This is a genomic window from Streptomyces angustmyceticus, from assembly GCF_019933235.1.
GTDB classification, from domain to species: domain Bacteria; phylum Actinomycetota; class Actinomycetes; order Streptomycetales; family Streptomycetaceae; genus Streptomyces; species Streptomyces angustmyceticus.
This window is the reverse complement of the sequence record NZ_CP082945.1, coordinates 1,875,171-1,890,274: the sequence shown is the minus strand read 5'-3', so window position 1 is coordinate 1,890,274 and position 15,104 is coordinate 1,875,171. Positions and strand designations below refer to the sequence as shown.

Genomic DNA, 15,104 nt, shown 5'->3' with positions numbered 1-15,104 from the left:
AATCCCGGCCGTCCGGAGGCCCGCCGAAGCTGACTGTTTCCTGACATTGCGGAGACTCGGTCAGTTCAGGAGAGTTGCGAGGGTCGTCCAGGCGGAGGTTCGCCCATGAGCACACAGCACGGCACACCACACGAAGCGCGCCGCAAGCGCGGCATGTTCCGGACGAAGACTGTGGAGCAGTCGATCCTGGACACCGAGGAGCCGGAGCATTCGCTCAAAAAGTCCCTGTCGGCGCTCGACCTGACCGTTTTCGGGGTCGGTGTCGTCATCGGCACCGGCATTTTCGTCCTCACCGGAAAAATCGCCAAGGAGCAGGCCGGGCCGGCCGTGGCGCTGTCGTTCGTCGTCGCGGGCGTGGTCTGCGCGCTGGCGGCGCTGTGTTACGCGGAGTTCGCCTCCACCGTGCCGGTCGCCGGCTCGGCCTACACCTTCTCGTACGCCTCGCTCGGCGAGCTGCCGGCCTGGATCATCGGCTGGGACCTGATCCTCGAACTCGCCCTGGGCTGTGCGGTGGTCGCCGTCGGCTGGTCCGGCTATGTGCGCTCGCTGCTGGACAGCGCCGGAGTGCACCTGCCCGCGGGGCTCTCCGGCACCCATGAGGGGCACTTCGGCTTCGACCTGCTCGCCACCCTCCTCGTCCTGGCGCTGACCGGCATCCTGGTGCTGGGGATGAAGCTGTCCTCGCGGGTGACGGCGCTGGTCGTCGGGGTCAAGGTCACCGTTGTCCTGCTGGTCATCGTCGCCGGGGCCTTCTTCATCACCGGCGCCAACTACACCCCGTTCATCCCGCCCAGCGAACCCAGCCGGGCCGGCGGCGGGCTGGCCGCGCCGCTGTCCCAACTGCTGTTCGGCTTCGAGCCGTCCAACTTCGGGACCATGGGCATCTTCGCCGCGGCGGCCGTGGTCTTCTTCGCCTTCATCGGCTTCGACATCGTGGCCACCGCCGCGGAGGAGACCCGCAACCCCCAGCGCGACGTGCCCCGCGGCATCCTCGGCTCGCTCGCCATCTGCACGGTGCTCTATGTGGCCGTCTCGGTCGTCGTCACCGGCATGGAGAAGTACAGCAAACTCTCCACCGACGCCCCGCTCGCCGACGCCTTCAAGGACCTCGGACACCCCTTCTTCGCCGACGTCATCAGCTTCGGCGCCGCCGTCGGCCTGACCTCGGTCTGCATGATCCTGCTGCTCGGCCAGAGCCGGGTGTTCTTCGCGATGAGCCGCGACGGGCTGCTGCCGCGGGTCTTCTCCCGCTCCCACCCCCGCTTCGGCACCCCCTACCGCTCCACCCTCGCGCTGGGCGGCGTCGTCGCCGTCGTCTCCGGCTTCACCTCGATCGACGAACTCGCCGAACTGGTCAACATCGGCACGCTCTTCGCGTTCGTCGTGGTCGCCGTCGGTGTCGTCCTGCTCCGCCGCTCCCGGCCCGACCTGCCGCGCTCCTTCCGTACGCCGTGGGTGCCGGTGGTGCCGCTGCTGTCGGTGCTCGCCTCACTGTGGCTGATGCTCAACCTGCCGGCGGAGACCTGGGTCCGGTTCGCGATCTGGATGGTCGTCGGATTCGGCGTCTACTTCCTCTACGGGCGCTCGCACAGCCGCCTGGGCCTGCGCGACCGCCAGGGCGACGGCAAGGACTGACGCCCGCCCGCACCCCCGACCTCCCGCCCGGTCCGGACCGCCCCGTACACCGCTCGCCGCGGGGTACGGGGCTCGTCCATGCCCGAAAGCGGCCGTGGCCCGGCGGCGAAACGGCTGCGCCGGCGCGGCAGGTCAGCGCGCCCGGCGGAAGGCGGCCCGCAGGAGGGGCCCGTGGACGACGCACGCGGCCGCGCCGACGGCGAGCGCGCACGTGGCCTGCGCCAGGACGAACCACGCCGGGCAGACACCGGGGATCAGGTCGACGCCGACGATCGCGACCGGCATGACCACCGAGACGAGGCGCACCCGCAGGAAGGCCCACCGCGCTCCCCGCGCCGCGAGGACGGTCAGCCAGTAGGTCACCGCGGCGCTCGCCAGCACCCCGGCCGACCGGCCCCACAGGAACGAGGTCACCGGGTGCCCGGTGAGCGCGCGGACGGCGACCGCGGCGAGGACCGCGGAACTCAGCGCACCGTAGGCGGCGACGAGGAACTTCGCCCGGCCGAAGGCCCGTTGGGTCCCCGGATCTCCGAGGCGGGCGGGCTCGGCGGTGGTGCGGCGGGTGGCCTCCATGGTTCCTTCTTCCGTTGTGCCGGCAGGTGTGGTCCCGACGCTAGGAAGCGCGGAGGCGGCCCGGTATCGGCCTGGACGCACGACCGGGTGGGGCCAGACCCACTTCCGCGCCGATCCGGGCGGCACCGGGCCCCGCGGGGCGCACAGTGGAGCCACACCGAGCCGTAGGGGAGAGGGAGCGACATGCGACAGCTGAGGTCGTGGGCGGCGAGCGTCTGCACGGGGTTCGTGCGCGCCTGTGCCGTGCTGGTCGTCAGCATGCTGGTCCCGGCCGTGTGGGCCGGGGCCGTGGCGCTGGGGATCTGGTGGGGGGCGGGCAACCCGTGGTCGTGGACGGCGCCGTGCGTGCTGGTGTGCGTGGGCACTCCCGCCCTGTCCCGCCCGGTCTGCCGGATGTTCCGCCACCTCGTCGCGCGGTGGACGACCACCGTCGTGCCCGCCGGATACCAGGAGGCCGGGCCGGTGACGCGGATGTCCACCGGCTACTGGTGGAACGGCTTCGGCTACGAGCGCACCAGCCGCGACGCCCTCCTGGACCAGAAGTGGCGGATCCGCCTGCGTGACCCCGCCACCTGGCGCGACCTGCGGTTCACGGCGATCGCACCGTTCACCGCGGGCGCTGTCGCGGTCCTCCCGCCCGCTGGGGCGGCCACGGCGGTCCTCGGGCTCGTCCGGCCGGAGCCCGCCGCCCGCGCGATCGGCCTGCTCGGCCTGGCCGTTGCCCTCGCCACCGCCCCGTACGCCTGGCGGTGCGCCGAACCGGTGGCCGTCCGCTTCCTGCGCGCCTCGCCCGCGATGGCGCTGGCACACCGGGTGGACGAGCTGACGGCCCAGCGCGCGGACACCACGGTCGCGCAGGCCGCCGAGATCCGCCGGATCGAACGGGACCTGCACGACGGGGCGCAGGCGCGCCTGGTCGGGCTCGGACTCTCCCTGGCGACCGCGGAGAAGCTGATGGAGACCGACCCCGACCGGGCCAGGGCACTGCTGCGGGAGGCGCGGGCCGGCGCCGCCACCTCGCTGACCGAGCTCCGCGAACTGGTCAGCGGCATCAGCCCGCCGGTGCTGAACGAGCGCGGCCTCCTCGCCGCCGTCCGCGCCTTCGCCCTGGACAGCCCGCTGGACGTGACGGTCGAGGCCGAGCTGCGGCTCCGCCTGGACCCGCCGATCGAGTCGGCCCTGTACTTCGGGATCGCCGAGCTGGTGACCAACGCGGTCAAGCACGCTCGGGCGACCCGGGCGCGGATCGTCGTCTCCCGGGACGCCACCGGCCTCGTCGTCGATGTCGAGGACGACGGCCGCGGCGGGGCGGCGGTGCGCCCCGGCGGCGGACTCGCGGGGCTGCGCCGCCGGCTCGCGGTCTTCGACGGCACGCTGGAGATCACCAGCCCGGAAGGCGGTCCGACCCGCGCGAGGATGAGGGTGCCATGCGGATCGTGATCGCCGAGGATCTCTATCTCCTGCGTGACGGGATGGTGCGTCTGATCGAGGCGTACGGACACGAGGTGGTGGCGACGGCGGCCACCGGACCCGAGACGCTGGAGGCGCTGCTGACCTGGCGCCCCGATGTGGCCGTCGTCGACGTCCGGATGCCGCCGGCCCAGTCGGACGAGGGCCTGCGGGCCGCGCTGGCCGCCCGCGCCCAGGTGCCCGGCCTGCCCGTCCTGGTCCTTTCCCAGCACGTGGAACAGCTCTACGCCCGCGAGCTGTTGGCCGACGGCTCCGGTGGCGTCGGCTATCTCCTCAAGGAGAGCGTGTTCGACGCCGACCAGTTCATCGACGCCCTGGAGCGCGTCGCCCGCGGCGGCACCGCCATGGACCCGGCCGTCATCGCCAAACTGCTGGCCGGCGGGCCCTCCCGCCGGCGCCTCGAAGGGCTCACCGCACGCGAACACTCCGTGCTGGCCCTGATGGCCGAGGGCCTGTCCAACCACGCCATCGGCCGCCGGCTCTTCCTCAGCGACAGCGCCATCAGCAAGTACACCACCTCGCTGTTCGGCAAGCTCGGCATCACCGACGACGACCACCACAACCGCCGCGTCCGCGCCGTCCTCACCTACCTGAACCGGCCCTGAGCGCTCCCGGGCCGGGGGGGACGCGGCGGACGGCACCCCTAGGGGGTGTCCGCCCTAGTCCCTTCCCCGCCCCCACACCGCCCGCGGGCCCGTGACCCGGGCGCCCAGGGCCTGGACGCGGGTGCGCAGTTCGCGGTCCGCGGTGATCACCAGACAGTCGCGGTCGCCGCGTTCGTCCGCGACCAGTCGCACGATCCGGTCGTCGCCGCTGCCGCTCGCCGCCACCACCCGGACGCCCTCGACGGAAGCGACCCCGCGCGCGGCGCCCTCCACCACCAGGACCATTTCCACGGGGGGCGCCACCAGACCGGGCAGTCCCGTGCCGGCGTACTCGACCAGTGCGTCGCGCAGCCGCTCCGCCGCGCCGTGCCGGTCGCGCCACCAGCCGTCCGGCACCGAGCCGACGACGTTGGCGGCATCGACCACGACCATGGAATCCATGCCGCCACCTTCCCACGCCGGGCGGCGCCGTCCGTGCCGTGGGGCGGGTCCGGCGGCTTCCCGGCACAACCACAGCGCGGGCCGGCTCCGCTGAGCCGGCCCGCGCCGTGGTGATCGGTGCGTCCTTACGCGGGAACGCTCGCGATGCCCGGGGCCAGGAACTTCTTGCCCCGCACCCGCTCGGAGACGCCCGCGCGGTCCAGGTACGGCGTGATGCCGCCCAGGTGGAAGGGCCAGCCGGCACCGGTGATCAGGCACAGGTCGATGTCCTGCGCCTCGGCGACCACGCCCTCGTCCAGCATCAGGCCGATCTCCTGTGCCACCGCGTCCAGGACGCGGTCGCGGACCTGCTCCTCGGTCAGCACCGAGTCGCCCTGCTTGAGGAGGGCCGCGACCTCGGGGTCCAGCTCCGGCTTGCCGGAGTCGTAGACGTAGAAGCCGCGCTTGCCGGCCTCGACGACGGCCTTGAGGTTCGGCGAGACCGTGAAGCGGTCCGGGAAGGCGCGGTTGAGGGTCTCGGAGACGTGCAGACCGATCGCCGGGCCGACCAGCTCCAGCAGCACCAGCGGCGACATCGGCAGACCGAGCGGCTCGATGGCCTTCTCCGCGGTCTCGACCGGGGTGCCCTCGTCGATGACGTTCTGGATCTCGCCCATGAAGCGGGTCAGGATGCGGTTGACCACGAACGCCGGGGCGTCCTTGGTGAGCACCGCGGTCTTCTTCAGCTTCTTGGCGACCGCGAAGGCGGTGGCCAGCGAGGCGTCGTCGGTCTTCTCGCCGCGCACGATCTCCAGCAGCGGGAGGATCGCGACCGGGTTGAAGAAGTGGAAGCCGACGACCCGCTCGGGGTGCTTCAGCTTCGAGGCCATCTCGCTGACCGACAGCGAGGAGGTGTTGGTGGCGAGGATGGCGTGCGCCGGGGCGACGGCCTCCACCTCCGCGAACACCGTCTGCTTGACGCCGATCTCCTCGAAGACCGCCTCGATGATGAAGTCGGCGTCGGAGAAGCCCTCGGCCTTGTCGAGCACACCGGAGACCAGGGCCTTGAGGCGGTTGGCCTTGTCCTGGTTGATCCGGCCCTTGCCGAGCAGCTTGTCGATCTCGGCGTGGACGTAGCCCACACCCTTGTCGACGCGCTCCTGGTCGATGTCGGTCAGCACGACCGGCACCTCCAGGCGGCGCAGGAACAGCAGGGCCAGCTGCGAGGCCATCAGACCGGCGCCGACGACACCGACCTTGCTGACCGGACGCGCCAGGTTCTTGTCCGGAGCGCCGGCGGGCCGCTTGGCACGCTTCTGCACCAGGTTGAACGAGTAGATGCCGGCGCGGAGTTCGCCGCCCATGATCAGGTCCGCCAGGGCCTGGTCCTCGGCGTCGAAACCGGCCTGCAGGTCGCCGTCCTTGGCGGCGGCGATGATGTCCAGCGCCCGGTAGGCGGCCGGGGCGGCGCCGTGCACCTTGCCGTCGGCGATGAACTTGCCCTTGGCGACGGCCTGGTCCCAGGCCTCACCGCGGTCGATCTCGGGGCGCTCGACGGCCACGTCGCCCTTGAGGACGTTCGCGGTCCAGATCAGCGACTGCTCCAGGAAGTCCGCGCCCTCGAAGATCGCGTCCGCGATGCCGAGGTCGAAGACCTGCTGGCCCTTGAGCTGCTTGTTCTGGTTCAGCGAGTTCTCGATGATGACCGAGACGGCCTTGTCGGCGCCGATGAGGTTCGGCAGCAGCGCACAGCCGCCCCAGCCCGGGACGAGACCGAGGAAGACCTCGGGCAGCGAGAAGGCCGGGAGGGCCTTGGAGACGGTGCGGTAGGAGCAGTGCAGACCGACCTCGACGCCACCTCCCATCGCGGCACCGTTGTAGTAGGCGAAGGTCGGTACGGCGAGCTTCGCGAGCCGCTTGAAGACCTCGTGGCCGCCCTTGCCGATGGCCAGCGCGTCCTCGTGGCGCTTGAGCAGCTCGACGCCCTTGAGGTCGGCGCCGACGGCGAAGATGAACGGCTTGCCGGTGACGCCGACGCCGACGATGTCGCCGTCCGCGGCCTCCTTCTCGACCTGGTCGATCGCGGCGTTGAGGTTCGCCAGCGAGCCGGGACCGAAGGTGGTCGGCTTGGTGTGGTCGAAGCCGTTGTCCAGCGTGATCAGCGCGAACTTGCCCGCGCCGTACGGCAGGTCGAGGTGGCGGACGTGCGCCGACGTGACGACCTCGTCCGGGAACAGCTCGGCCGCACCCTTCAGGAGTTCGGCGGTGGTGCTGGTGCTCACTTGTCGCCTCCGGCGTCCTTGTGGTTCGGGTTCTCCCAGATGACCGTCGCGCCCATGCCGAAGCCGACGCACATGGTGGTCAGGCCGTAGCGGACCTCCGGCTGCTCCTCGAACTGCCGGGCCAGCTGGGTCATCAGCCGGACGCCGGAGGAGGCCAGCGGGTGGCCGAAGGCGATGGCGCCGCCGTACTGGTTGACGCGCGCGTCGTCGTCCGCGATGCCGTAGTGGTCGAGGAAGGCGAGCACCTGCACGGCGAACGCCTCGTTGATCTCGAAGAGGTTGATGTCCTCGATGCCCAGGCCCGCCTTGGCGAGGGCCTTCTCGGTGGCCGGGATCGGGCCGTAGCCCATGACCTCGGGCTCGACGCCCGCGAAGGCGTAGGAGACCAGGCGCATCTTGACCGGGAGGTCGTTCTCCCGGGCGAAGTCCTCGGAGGCGAGGATCGAGGCGGTGGCACCGTCGTTGAGGCCCGCGGCGTTACCGGCCGTGACGCGGCCGTGGGTGCGGAACGGCGTCTTCAGGCCGGCGAGGTTCTCCAGGGTCGTCCCCGGGCGCATCGGCTCGTCGGCGGTCACCAGGCCCCAGCCGGTCTCGCCGACCTCCGCGTTGGTGTTGCGCACCGAGATCGGCACCAGGTCCTGCTGGATCTTGCCGTTCGCGTACGCCTTCGCCGCCTTCTCCTGCGAGCGCACGGCGTACTCGTCGGCGCGCTGCTTGGTGATCTGCGGGTAGCGGTCGTGGAGGTTCTCCGCGGTCATGCCCATGAACAGCGCGGACTGGTCGACGAGCTTCTCGCTCACGAACCGCGGGTTCGGGTCGACGGCCTCGCCCATGGGGTGGCGCCCCATGTGCTCGACACCACCGGCGATGACGGCGTCGTACGCGCCGAAGGCGATCGATCCGGCGGTGGCGGTCACGGCGGTCAGCGCACCGGCGCACATGCGGTCGATGGAGTAACCGGGCACGGACTGCGGGAGGCCGGCGAGGATGCCGGCGGTCCGGCCGAGGGTCAGGCCCTGGTCACCGATCTGGGTGGTGGCGGCGATGGCGACCTCGTCGATCTTCGCGGGGTCCAGGTCCGGGTTGCGGCGCAGCAGCTCCCGGATGGCCTTCACGACGAGATCGTCGGCGCGGGTCTCGTGGTAGATGCCCTTCGGGCCCGCCTTGCCGAACGGGGTGCGGACGCCGTCGACGAAGACGACGTCCCTAGCGGTACGAGGCACGTTGGCTCTCCTCCATGTGCGGGATGGCACTGCTGCGGGGCGCCCCGGGGGACGCTTCACACCGACATGCTACTTACGGGTAACCACGCTGCACACCCCCACCGCCCGGAGCGGTGAACGTCACACCGGAGTGCGGGGCCTCCCGCCGGGCGACGGCGCGGCAGGCGGCCGAACGTGCTGATCAAAAACGACCGAATGCGGTCGGGTCTTGGCGCAATTCATCCCATCACACACTTAAAGTGCCCATATGGATACGAAAAGGAGTGGTGTCGTGACCCGATATGGGCGTCCGGCGGGGCCGCGCGCGATCGGTCTGGTCTGCGCCGTCGCCGCCGCGGGCGCGCTGCTGTCGGGCTGCGGGAACAGCGAGAAGGAGAGCGCCCCCAAGCGGGCGGTGCCCGCCTCCGCCCCCGCCTCGCCGAGCAGCTCGCTCAACGCGGAACAGGCCCAGCGCAAGGCCCTGATCCCCAAGGCCAAGGTGGGCTACGAGCAGGCGCTGAAGGCGGCGGTCGCGGCCGTCCCGGGCTCGAAGGCGATCGCCGCGGAGCTCAAGGGGTCGCCCGCCAGCCCCTATTGGAGCACCGCGGTCGCGACGACCGACGGGACGGTGCACACCGTCCGCGTCGACGCGGTCTCCGGAAAGGCCGAGCAGCCGAAGACCGAGTCGGGGGACTCCGGCGACAAGCAGCAGCTGGCCGACCGGCTGTCCAAGGCCAAGGTCACGGCCCAGCAGGCAGCGCAGACGGCCACCGACAAGACCAAGGGCACCGTCACCAGCATCGAACTCGGCGATGCCCAGAACGGGAGCGACGCGGTGGCCTGGACCGTGGGCGTCGTGACCCCCGACAACTGGAACGAGACCACCTACGGGATCGACGCGGCCAGCCGCAAGGTCCTGTGGATGCACGTCAACCAGGACTGAACCCGGGGAACCGAGGGGCGGCACCGGACTCCCGGGCGACCGGGAAGCGGGACGCCGCCCTCGGGGACCCTTCGCCTCATCCCCCGATGCCCTCTCTCCGGCCGGGACGCATGGTGCCGGTCCCCGCACCGTCCCGGCGCCGCGCCGTGGCGGCGGGAAACGCTCCCGCCGCCACGGCGAACGGTGACGGTGACGACGACGCGCCGAACGACCGGCGACGACCGGCGACGGGCGGAGCGGCGCATGCGGCGCCGTGCCGCCGGCGTCAGTCGGCGTCGGTCAGCAGCGCCTCGGTGAGGATCGGCGTGACCTGCTCGATCTGCCAGGGACGGGCGCCGTGGCCCGACAGCACCTCGGCCACCGACTCCCGGCTCGGCTCGGCCGGCGGCTCCCAGCACAGCCGGCGCACCGTGTCCGGGGTGATGAGGTTCTCCTGCGGGAGGTTCAGGCTCTCGGCGAGCGCGGTGACCGCCGCGCGGGCGGCCGACAGCCGGGCCGCGGCGACCGGGTCCTTGTCGGCCCAGGCGCGGGGCGGCGGCGGCCCGTTGAGCGGCTGGCCGGGCTGCGGCAGCTCGTTCTCGGCCAGCGCGCGGGCGCGGTCGACGGCGGCCTGCCACTGCTCCAGCTGCCGGCGGCCCATGCGGTGGCCGAAGCCGGGGAGCGCGGCCAGGGCGTGGCTGTTCGGCGGCAGGTTCAGCGCCGCCTCCACGATCGCGGCGTCCCCGAGCACCTTGCCCGGTGAGACGTCCCGCCGCTGCGCCACCTGGTCACGGGCCGTCCACAGCTCCCGTACGACCGCCATCTGACGGCGCCGTCTGACCTTGTGCATGCCGGAGGTGCGGCGCCAGGGGTCCTTGCGGGGCGGCGGCGGGGGAGCCGCGGCGATCGCCGCGAACTCCTGCCGGGCCCACTCCAGCTTCCCCTGCTGCCGCAGTTCCTCCTCCAGCGCGTCGCGCAGGTCCACCAGCAGCTCGACGTCGAGCGCGGCGTAGCGCAGCCAGGGCTCGGGCAGCGGGCGGGTGGACCAGTCGACGGCGGAGTGTCCCTTCTCCAGAGCGAAGCCGAGGACGTTCTCGACCATGGCGCCCAGGCCCACCCGGGCGAAGCCGGCCAGCCGGCCCGCCAGCTCGGTGTCGAACAGCCGGGTGGGGACCATCCCTATGTCACGCAGGCACGGCAGGTCCTGGGTGGCGGCGTGCAGCACCCACTCGGCGTCGCCGATCGCCTCGCCCAGCGCCGACAGGTCGGGGCAGCCGACCGGGTCGATCAGTACGCTGCCGGCGCCTTCGCGGCGCAGCTGTACGAGGTAGGCGCGCTGGCCGTAGCGGTAGCCCGAGGCGCGCTCGGCGTCGACGGCCACCGGACCCGTGCCGGCCGCGAAGGCGGCCACGACCTCGGCGAGCGCCTCGTCGGTGGCGGTCACCGGGGGGATGCCCTCGCGGGGCTCCAGGAGAGGGACCGGCGCCGGTCGGGGATCCGGAGGGGAGTCTCCGGTCGCTCGCAGTGTCGTGTCTGCTGCGGTCTTTTGGGCGTCGGTCACCAGTCAAGGGTATCTGTGTATGCACGTCGCCCGTCGAGGGAACGTTCCCTCGACGGGCGAGCCGGTCGGATGGACGGTCAGTGAATGATCCCGGTGCGCAGCGCGACCGCCACCATTCCGGCCCGGTCGCCGGTGCCGAGCTTGCGGGCGATACGGGCCAGGTGGCTCTTCACGGTCAGCGCCGACAGCCCCATCGAGACGCCGATGGCCTTGTTGGACTGGCCCTCCGCCACCAGCCGCAACACCTCCACCTCGCGGCCCGACAGCTCCCGGTAGCCGCCCGGGTGGCCGGGGGCACCCGGGGGACGGCGCTGCATCCGGGCCGCGTTGGCGCCGATGGGGGAGGTGCCGGGGCGGCCCGGGAGGCCCAGGTTGGTGCGGGTCCCGGTCACGACATAGCCCTTGACGCCGCCGGCCAGGGCGTTGCGCACGGCGCCGATGTCGTCGGCCGCGGACAGCGCGAGGCCGTTGGGCCAGCCGGCCGCCCGGGTCTCGGACAGGAGCGTGAGGCCGGAGCCGTCGGGAAGGTGGACGTCGGCCACGCAGATGTCGCGCGGGTTGCCGACGCGGGGACGGGCCTCCGCGATGGACGACGCCTCGATGACATCACGCACTCCGAGGGCCCACAGGTGGCGGGTGACGGTGGAGCGGACGCGAGGGTCGGCGACGACGACCATGGCCGTCGGCTTGTTCGGGCGGTAGGCGACCAGGCTCGAAGGTTGCTCGAGGAGAACAGACACCGGGCCTCCTGGGGGGAGTGGCGGGGGGACGGAAACCGGCTGGGGGGAGCCGGAATGATCCGTGTTGGAAGGGTCACTGACCTCTTCGGCAGCAATCCGGCGGGACTTTAGACTTTGATCACGATTTAGTTGGGGGCAATTCGGGCAAATCGGATGGGTGATCGATCAGAGGTGGACACCGGGTGTGCACCAAGATGATCAAAGCCGTACGCGATGCCGCCGGAACCCGTTACCGAAAGCGGCAGCGCGGTGATCACGGAGACCGCGGGCGCGGGCGCACGCCCGGACCGGCTCTGCAAGAAGGTGATCACCGCGCTGGGGGGAGAACGGGAAAGCGCAGCTCAGCGGGGCTGCGCGCCGCGGCGCTGCGGCAGCGGGACGATCCCGCCGCGCGGCGTCATGTCGAGGGTGGCCGGCGGCAGACCCGCCACCTGGCACAGCAGATCGCACCACGCCGCCAGATGCACCGCGAGCTCCGGCACACCACCGGCGCCCTCGGCCGGCGTCCAGGACGCGCGGATCTCGATCTGCGTGGCGGGCTCACGCGCCGCGAGCCCGCCGAAGTAGTGCGAGCCGGCTCGGGTCACCGTGCCGCTCGGCGCGCCGTAGCGCACCCCGCGCGCGTCCAGCGCGCCGGTGAGCCACGACCACGACACCTCCGGCAGCAGCGGATCGGCGCCCATCTCCGGCTCCAGCTCCGCGCGCGCCAGCGTCACCACGCGGAAAGTGCCCTGCCAGGTGTCGTCCCCGGCCGGATTGTGCAGCACCACCAGCCGGCCGTCCGCCAGATCCCGGTCCTCGCCGTCCGGACCTGAGCCGCGCTCGACGACCGCCGCCTCCAGCGCGTACGCGTACGGGGCGAGCCGTTTCGGAGCGGGCGTCGGGTCGATCTCGATCTCCGGCCGCAGCCGTGCCGCGCGGAGCGCATCGACCGCCTGACGGAAGGGGATCGGGGCGTCGTCCGCGCTGTCCGCGAGGTGTTCGTGAGCCGCAGCCATGCCCGGAAGATTAGGCGGAACCGGGCCCGCATACGGGGAGGACACCCGGTGCGCGCGTCGCCCATTCGGAGGTGCCCCCGGGCGCATGCGGAGATATCGGCCACCTGGCCACGGGGACGGCCGGCCCGGCGTGCGAAGATTCGGGGCGTGAGCGCCAACGATTGCCCCACGGGCCAGCAGCAGACCGGTACACACGACTCGGCCTTCCTCAAGGCGTGCCGGCGTGAGCCGGTGCCGCACACCCCGGTGTGGTTCATGCGCCAGGCCGGCCGCTCACTGCCCGAGTACCGCAAGGTCCGCGAGGGCATCGCGATGCTGGACTCCTGCATGCGCCCCGACCTGGTCACCGAGATCACGCTGCAGCCCGTGCGCCGCCACCGCGTCGACGCCGCGATCTACTTCAGCGACATCGTCGTCCCCCTCAAGGCCCTCGGCATCGACCTCGACATCAAGCCCGGCGTCGGCCCGGTCGTCGAGAACCCGATCCGCACCCGCGCCGACCTGGAGCAGCTGCGTCCCCTGGAGGCCGGCGACGTCCCCTATGTCACCGAGGCCATCGGCATGCTCGTCCGCGAGCTCGGCGCCACGCCCCTGATCGGCTTCGCCGGGGCGCCCTTCACGCTCGCCAGCTACCTCGTCGAGGGCGGCCCGTCGCGCAACCACGAGCGCACCAAGGCCCTCATGTACGGCGACCCGCAGCTGTGGGCCGACCTGCTGGACCGGCTCGCCGACATCACCGCGGCCTTCCTCAAGGTCCAGATCGAGGCCGGGGCGAGCGCCGTCCAGCTCTTCGACTCCTGGGTCGGCGCGCTCTCGCCGGCCGACTACCGCCGCTCGGTGATGCCCGCCTCCGCCAAGGTCTTCCGCGCGGTCGAGGGCCTCGGCGTGCCCCGCATCCACTTCGGCGTCGGCACCGGCGAACTCCTCGGCCTGATGGGCGAGGCGGGCGCGGACGTCGTCGGCGTCGACTGGCGCGTCCCCCTGGACGAGGCGGCCCGCCGCGTCGGCCCCGGAAAGGCGCTGCAGGGCAACATCGACCCGGCCGTGCTCTTCGCCCCCCGCGAGGCCGTCGAGAACAAGGCCCGCGAGGTCCTCGACGCGGCCGCCGGCCTGGAGGGCCACATCTTCAACCTCGGCCACGGCGTGCTGCCGTCCACCGACCCGGACGCGCTGACCCGCCTCGTCGACTACGTCCACACGCAGACGGCGCGCTGAGCCCGGCGCACCGCACGACGGCGGAACCGGGGCCGGCGGCCCGCCCGCGCGGTCAGGCGCCGGCGTCCCGTACCGCGGCGGTGGCCTTGCGGGCCGCCACCAGCACGGGGTCCCAGACCGGGGAGAACGGCGGGGCGTAGCCGAGGTCGAGCGCGGTCATCCGCTCCACCGTCATCCCGGCGGTCAGCGCGACCGCCGCGACGTCCACCCGCTTGCCGGCGCCCTCCCGCCCGACGATCTGCACGCCCAGGAGCCGGCCCGTACGGCGCTCGGCGAGCATCTTGACGTGCATCGGGCGGGCGCCGGGGTAGTAGCCGGCGCGGTTGGTGGCCTCGACGGTCACCGAGACGAAGCGCAGCCCCGCGGCGCGCGCCTCGCGCTCCAGCAGCCCCGTCCGGGCGATCTCCAGGTCGCAGACCTTGCTGACGGCCGTGCCGACCACACCGGGGAACGTCGCATAGCCGCCGCCCACGTTGGCGCCGATGACCTGCCCGTGCTTGTTGGCGTGGGTGCCCAGCGCGACATGCCGCAGCTGCCCGGAGACCAGGTCCAGGACCTCCACGCAGTCGCCGCCCGCCCAGATGTGGTCATGGCCGCGGACCCGCATGGCGAGGTCGGTGAGCAGCCCGCCGGACGCGCCCAGCGGCAGCCCGGCCGCGGCGGCGAGCGTGGTCTCGGGGCGGACGCCCAGGCCCAGCACGACCACGTCCGCCGGGTACTCCGCGTCCTGGGTGGTGACCGCGCGGGCCCGGCCTCCCCCGGGGGCGCTGCCCTCGTCGGTCAGCACACCGGTGACGGTGGCGCCGCGCACCGTCTCGATGCCCATCGCGCACATCGCCTCATGGACCAGCGCGCCCATGTCCGGGTCGAGGGTGGACATCGGCTGCGCGCTCTGCTCCAGCACGGTGACCTCGTAGCCGCGGCGGATCAGCGCCTCGGCCATCTCCACCCCGATGTAGCCGGCGCCCACGACGACCGCCCGCCGTCCCGGGGAGGCGTCGAGGGTGTCGAGCAGGGCCCTGCCGTCGTCCAGGGTCTGCACCCCGTGCACGCCGGGGGCGTCGATCCCCGGCAGGCCGGGGCGGCGCGGGCGGGCGCCGGTCGCCAGGACCAGCTTGTCGAAGCCGGTCCACGACTCCCGGCCGCCGTCGTCCAGTTCCCGGGTCAGCACCCGGCCGCGGTCCAGGTCGAGCGCGGTGACCTCGTGGCGCAGCCGCAGATCGATGTCCCGGGCACGGTGCTCCTGCGCCGTCCGGGCGATCAGCGCGTCCGGGCCGTCGACCTCGCCGCCCACCCAGTACGGGATGCCGCAGGCGGAGTACGACGTGTAGTGGCCGCGCTCGAACGCGGTGATCGCCAGCTCGTCCGGGGTCCGCAGCCGGCGCGCCTGCGAGGCGGCGGCCATCCCCGCCGCGTCGCCCCCGACGATGACCAGCCGCTCCGTCGCCATGCCGTGTGCCCCTTCGCCGTGTGACCGCTTC

Annotated in this window: 13 protein-coding genes; 5 read left to right on the top strand and 8 right to left on the bottom strand. The window is 72.6% G+C overall.

Going from position 1 to position 15,104, the window contains the following annotated elements:
- The first annotated feature begins 105 nt into the window (after positions 1-105).
- On the top strand, positions 106-1,635 hold the full coding sequence (locus K7396_RS08760) for an amino acid permease (protein WP_174886834.1): 1,530 nt from the start codon (positions 106-108) through the stop codon (positions 1,633-1,635).
- 132 nt (positions 1,636-1,767) lie between these two features.
- Here the strand turns inward: K7396_RS08760 and K7396_RS08755 are convergent, their stop codons facing one another.
- Complete coding sequence (locus tag K7396_RS08755) at positions 1,768-2,208, bottom strand: hypothetical protein (protein ID WP_152104283.1); 441 nt, start codon at positions 2,206-2,208, stop codon at positions 1,768-1,770.
- A 183-nt stretch (positions 2,209-2,391) separates the two neighbouring features.
- On the opposite strand from K7396_RS08755, the gene K7396_RS08750 reads away from it, so the two are divergent.
- Together K7396_RS08750 and K7396_RS08745 are read left to right on the top strand one after the other, a co-directional pair.
- Complete coding sequence (locus K7396_RS08750; protein WP_152104284.1) at positions 2,392-3,648, top strand: sensor histidine kinase; 1,257 nt, start codon at positions 2,392-2,394, stop codon at positions 3,646-3,648.
- Positions 3,636-4,283: a response regulator transcription factor gene (locus tag K7396_RS08745; RefSeq protein ID WP_086720908.1), complete on the top strand. Its 648-nt coding sequence runs from the start codon at positions 3,636-3,638 to the stop codon at positions 4,281-4,283. The genes K7396_RS08750 and K7396_RS08745 overlap by 13 nt, the downstream gene beginning before the upstream one ends.
- A gap of 54 nt (positions 4,284-4,337) precedes the next feature.
- On the opposite strand, the gene K7396_RS08740 is transcribed toward K7396_RS08745, so the two are convergent.
- The 3 genes from K7396_RS08740 to K7396_RS08730 all read right to left on the bottom strand — a co-directional run bounded on the left by K7396_RS08740 (position 4,338) and on the right by K7396_RS08730 (position 8,208).
- On the bottom strand, positions 4,338-4,724 hold the full coding sequence (locus K7396_RS08740) for an NYN domain-containing protein (RefSeq protein WP_086720907.1): 387 nt from the start codon (positions 4,722-4,724) through the stop codon (positions 4,338-4,340).
- A 125-nt stretch (positions 4,725-4,849) separates the two neighbouring features.
- On the bottom strand, positions 4,850-6,985 hold the full coding sequence (locus tag K7396_RS08735) for a 3-hydroxyacyl-CoA dehydrogenase NAD-binding domain-containing protein (RefSeq protein WP_086720906.1): 2,136 nt from the start codon (positions 6,983-6,985) through the stop codon (positions 4,850-4,852).
- A complete protein-coding gene (locus K7396_RS08730; protein WP_086720905.1) occupies positions 6,982-8,208 on the bottom strand; it encodes a thiolase family protein in 1,227 nt (408 codons plus the stop codon). The genes K7396_RS08735 and K7396_RS08730 overlap by 4 nt, the downstream gene beginning before the upstream one ends.
- 271 nt (positions 8,209-8,479) lie before the next feature.
- On the opposite strand from K7396_RS08730, the gene K7396_RS08725 reads away from it, so the two are divergent.
- Complete coding sequence (locus K7396_RS08725) at positions 8,480-9,130, top strand: PepSY domain-containing protein (RefSeq protein WP_086720904.1); 651 nt, start codon at positions 8,480-8,482, stop codon at positions 9,128-9,130.
- Positions 9,131-9,395: 265 nt separating this feature from the next.
- Here K7396_RS08725 and K7396_RS08720 read toward each other — a convergent pair whose 3' ends face one another.
- The 3 genes from K7396_RS08720 to K7396_RS08710 all read right to left on the bottom strand — a co-directional run bounded on the left by K7396_RS08720 (position 9,396) and on the right by K7396_RS08710 (position 12,408).
- Positions 9,396-10,670 carry a ribonuclease D gene (locus K7396_RS08720; RefSeq protein ID WP_086720903.1) on the bottom strand — a complete coding sequence of 425 codons (1,275 nt, stop codon included), beginning with the start codon at positions 10,668-10,670 and terminating at the stop codon, positions 9,396-9,398.
- A gap of 77 nt (positions 10,671-10,747) precedes the next feature.
- Entirely contained in the window at positions 10,748-11,410 is a 663-nt protein-coding gene (locus tag K7396_RS08715) for a response regulator transcription factor (protein ID WP_018536954.1), read from the bottom strand.
- A 341-nt stretch (positions 11,411-11,751) separates the two neighbouring features.
- Positions 11,752-12,408 carry a DUF3000 domain-containing protein gene (locus K7396_RS08710; protein ID WP_152104285.1) on the bottom strand — a complete coding sequence of 219 codons (657 nt, stop codon included), beginning with the start codon at positions 12,406-12,408 and terminating at the stop codon, positions 11,752-11,754.
- A gap of 147 nt (positions 12,409-12,555) precedes the next feature.
- Here K7396_RS08710 and hemE point away from each other — a divergent pair, with 147 nt between their 5' ends.
- Complete coding sequence (gene hemE / locus K7396_RS08705) at positions 12,556-13,623, top strand: uroporphyrinogen decarboxylase (protein ID WP_086720354.1); 1,068 nt, start codon at positions 12,556-12,558, stop codon at positions 13,621-13,623.
- 52 nt (positions 13,624-13,675) lie between these two features.
- On the opposite strand, the gene K7396_RS08700 is transcribed toward hemE, so the two are convergent.
- On the bottom strand, positions 13,676-15,073 hold the full coding sequence (locus K7396_RS08700; protein WP_086720353.1) for an FAD-dependent oxidoreductase: 1,398 nt from the start codon (positions 15,071-15,073) through the stop codon (positions 13,676-13,678).
- Between the last annotated feature and the right edge of the window lie 31 nt (positions 15,074-15,104).

Coding starts and splice junctions, on each gene's coding strand:
- K7396_RS08760 (WP_174886834.1), top strand. CDS start 106: ATGAGCACACAGCACGGCACACCACACGAAGCGCGCCGCAAGCGCGGC.
- K7396_RS08755 (WP_152104283.1), bottom strand. CDS start 2,208: ATGGAGGCCACCCGCCGCACCACCGCCGAGCCCGCCCGCCTCGGAGAT.
- K7396_RS08750 (WP_152104284.1), top strand. CDS start 2,392: ATGCGACAGCTGAGGTCGTGGGCGGCGAGCGTCTGCACGGGGTTCGTG.
- K7396_RS08745 (WP_086720908.1), top strand. CDS start 3,636: ATGCGGATCGTGATCGCCGAGGATCTCTATCTCCTGCGTGACGGGATG.
- K7396_RS08740 (WP_086720907.1), bottom strand. CDS start 4,724: ATGGATTCCATGGTCGTGGTCGATGCCGCCAACGTCGTCGGCTCGGTG.
- K7396_RS08710 (WP_152104285.1), bottom strand. CDS start 12,408: ATGGCTGCGGCTCACGAACACCTCGCGGACAGCGCGGACGACGCCCCG.
- K7396_RS08700 (WP_086720353.1), bottom strand. CDS start 15,073: ATGGCGACGGAGCGGCTGGTCATCGTCGGGGGCGACGCGGCGGGGATG.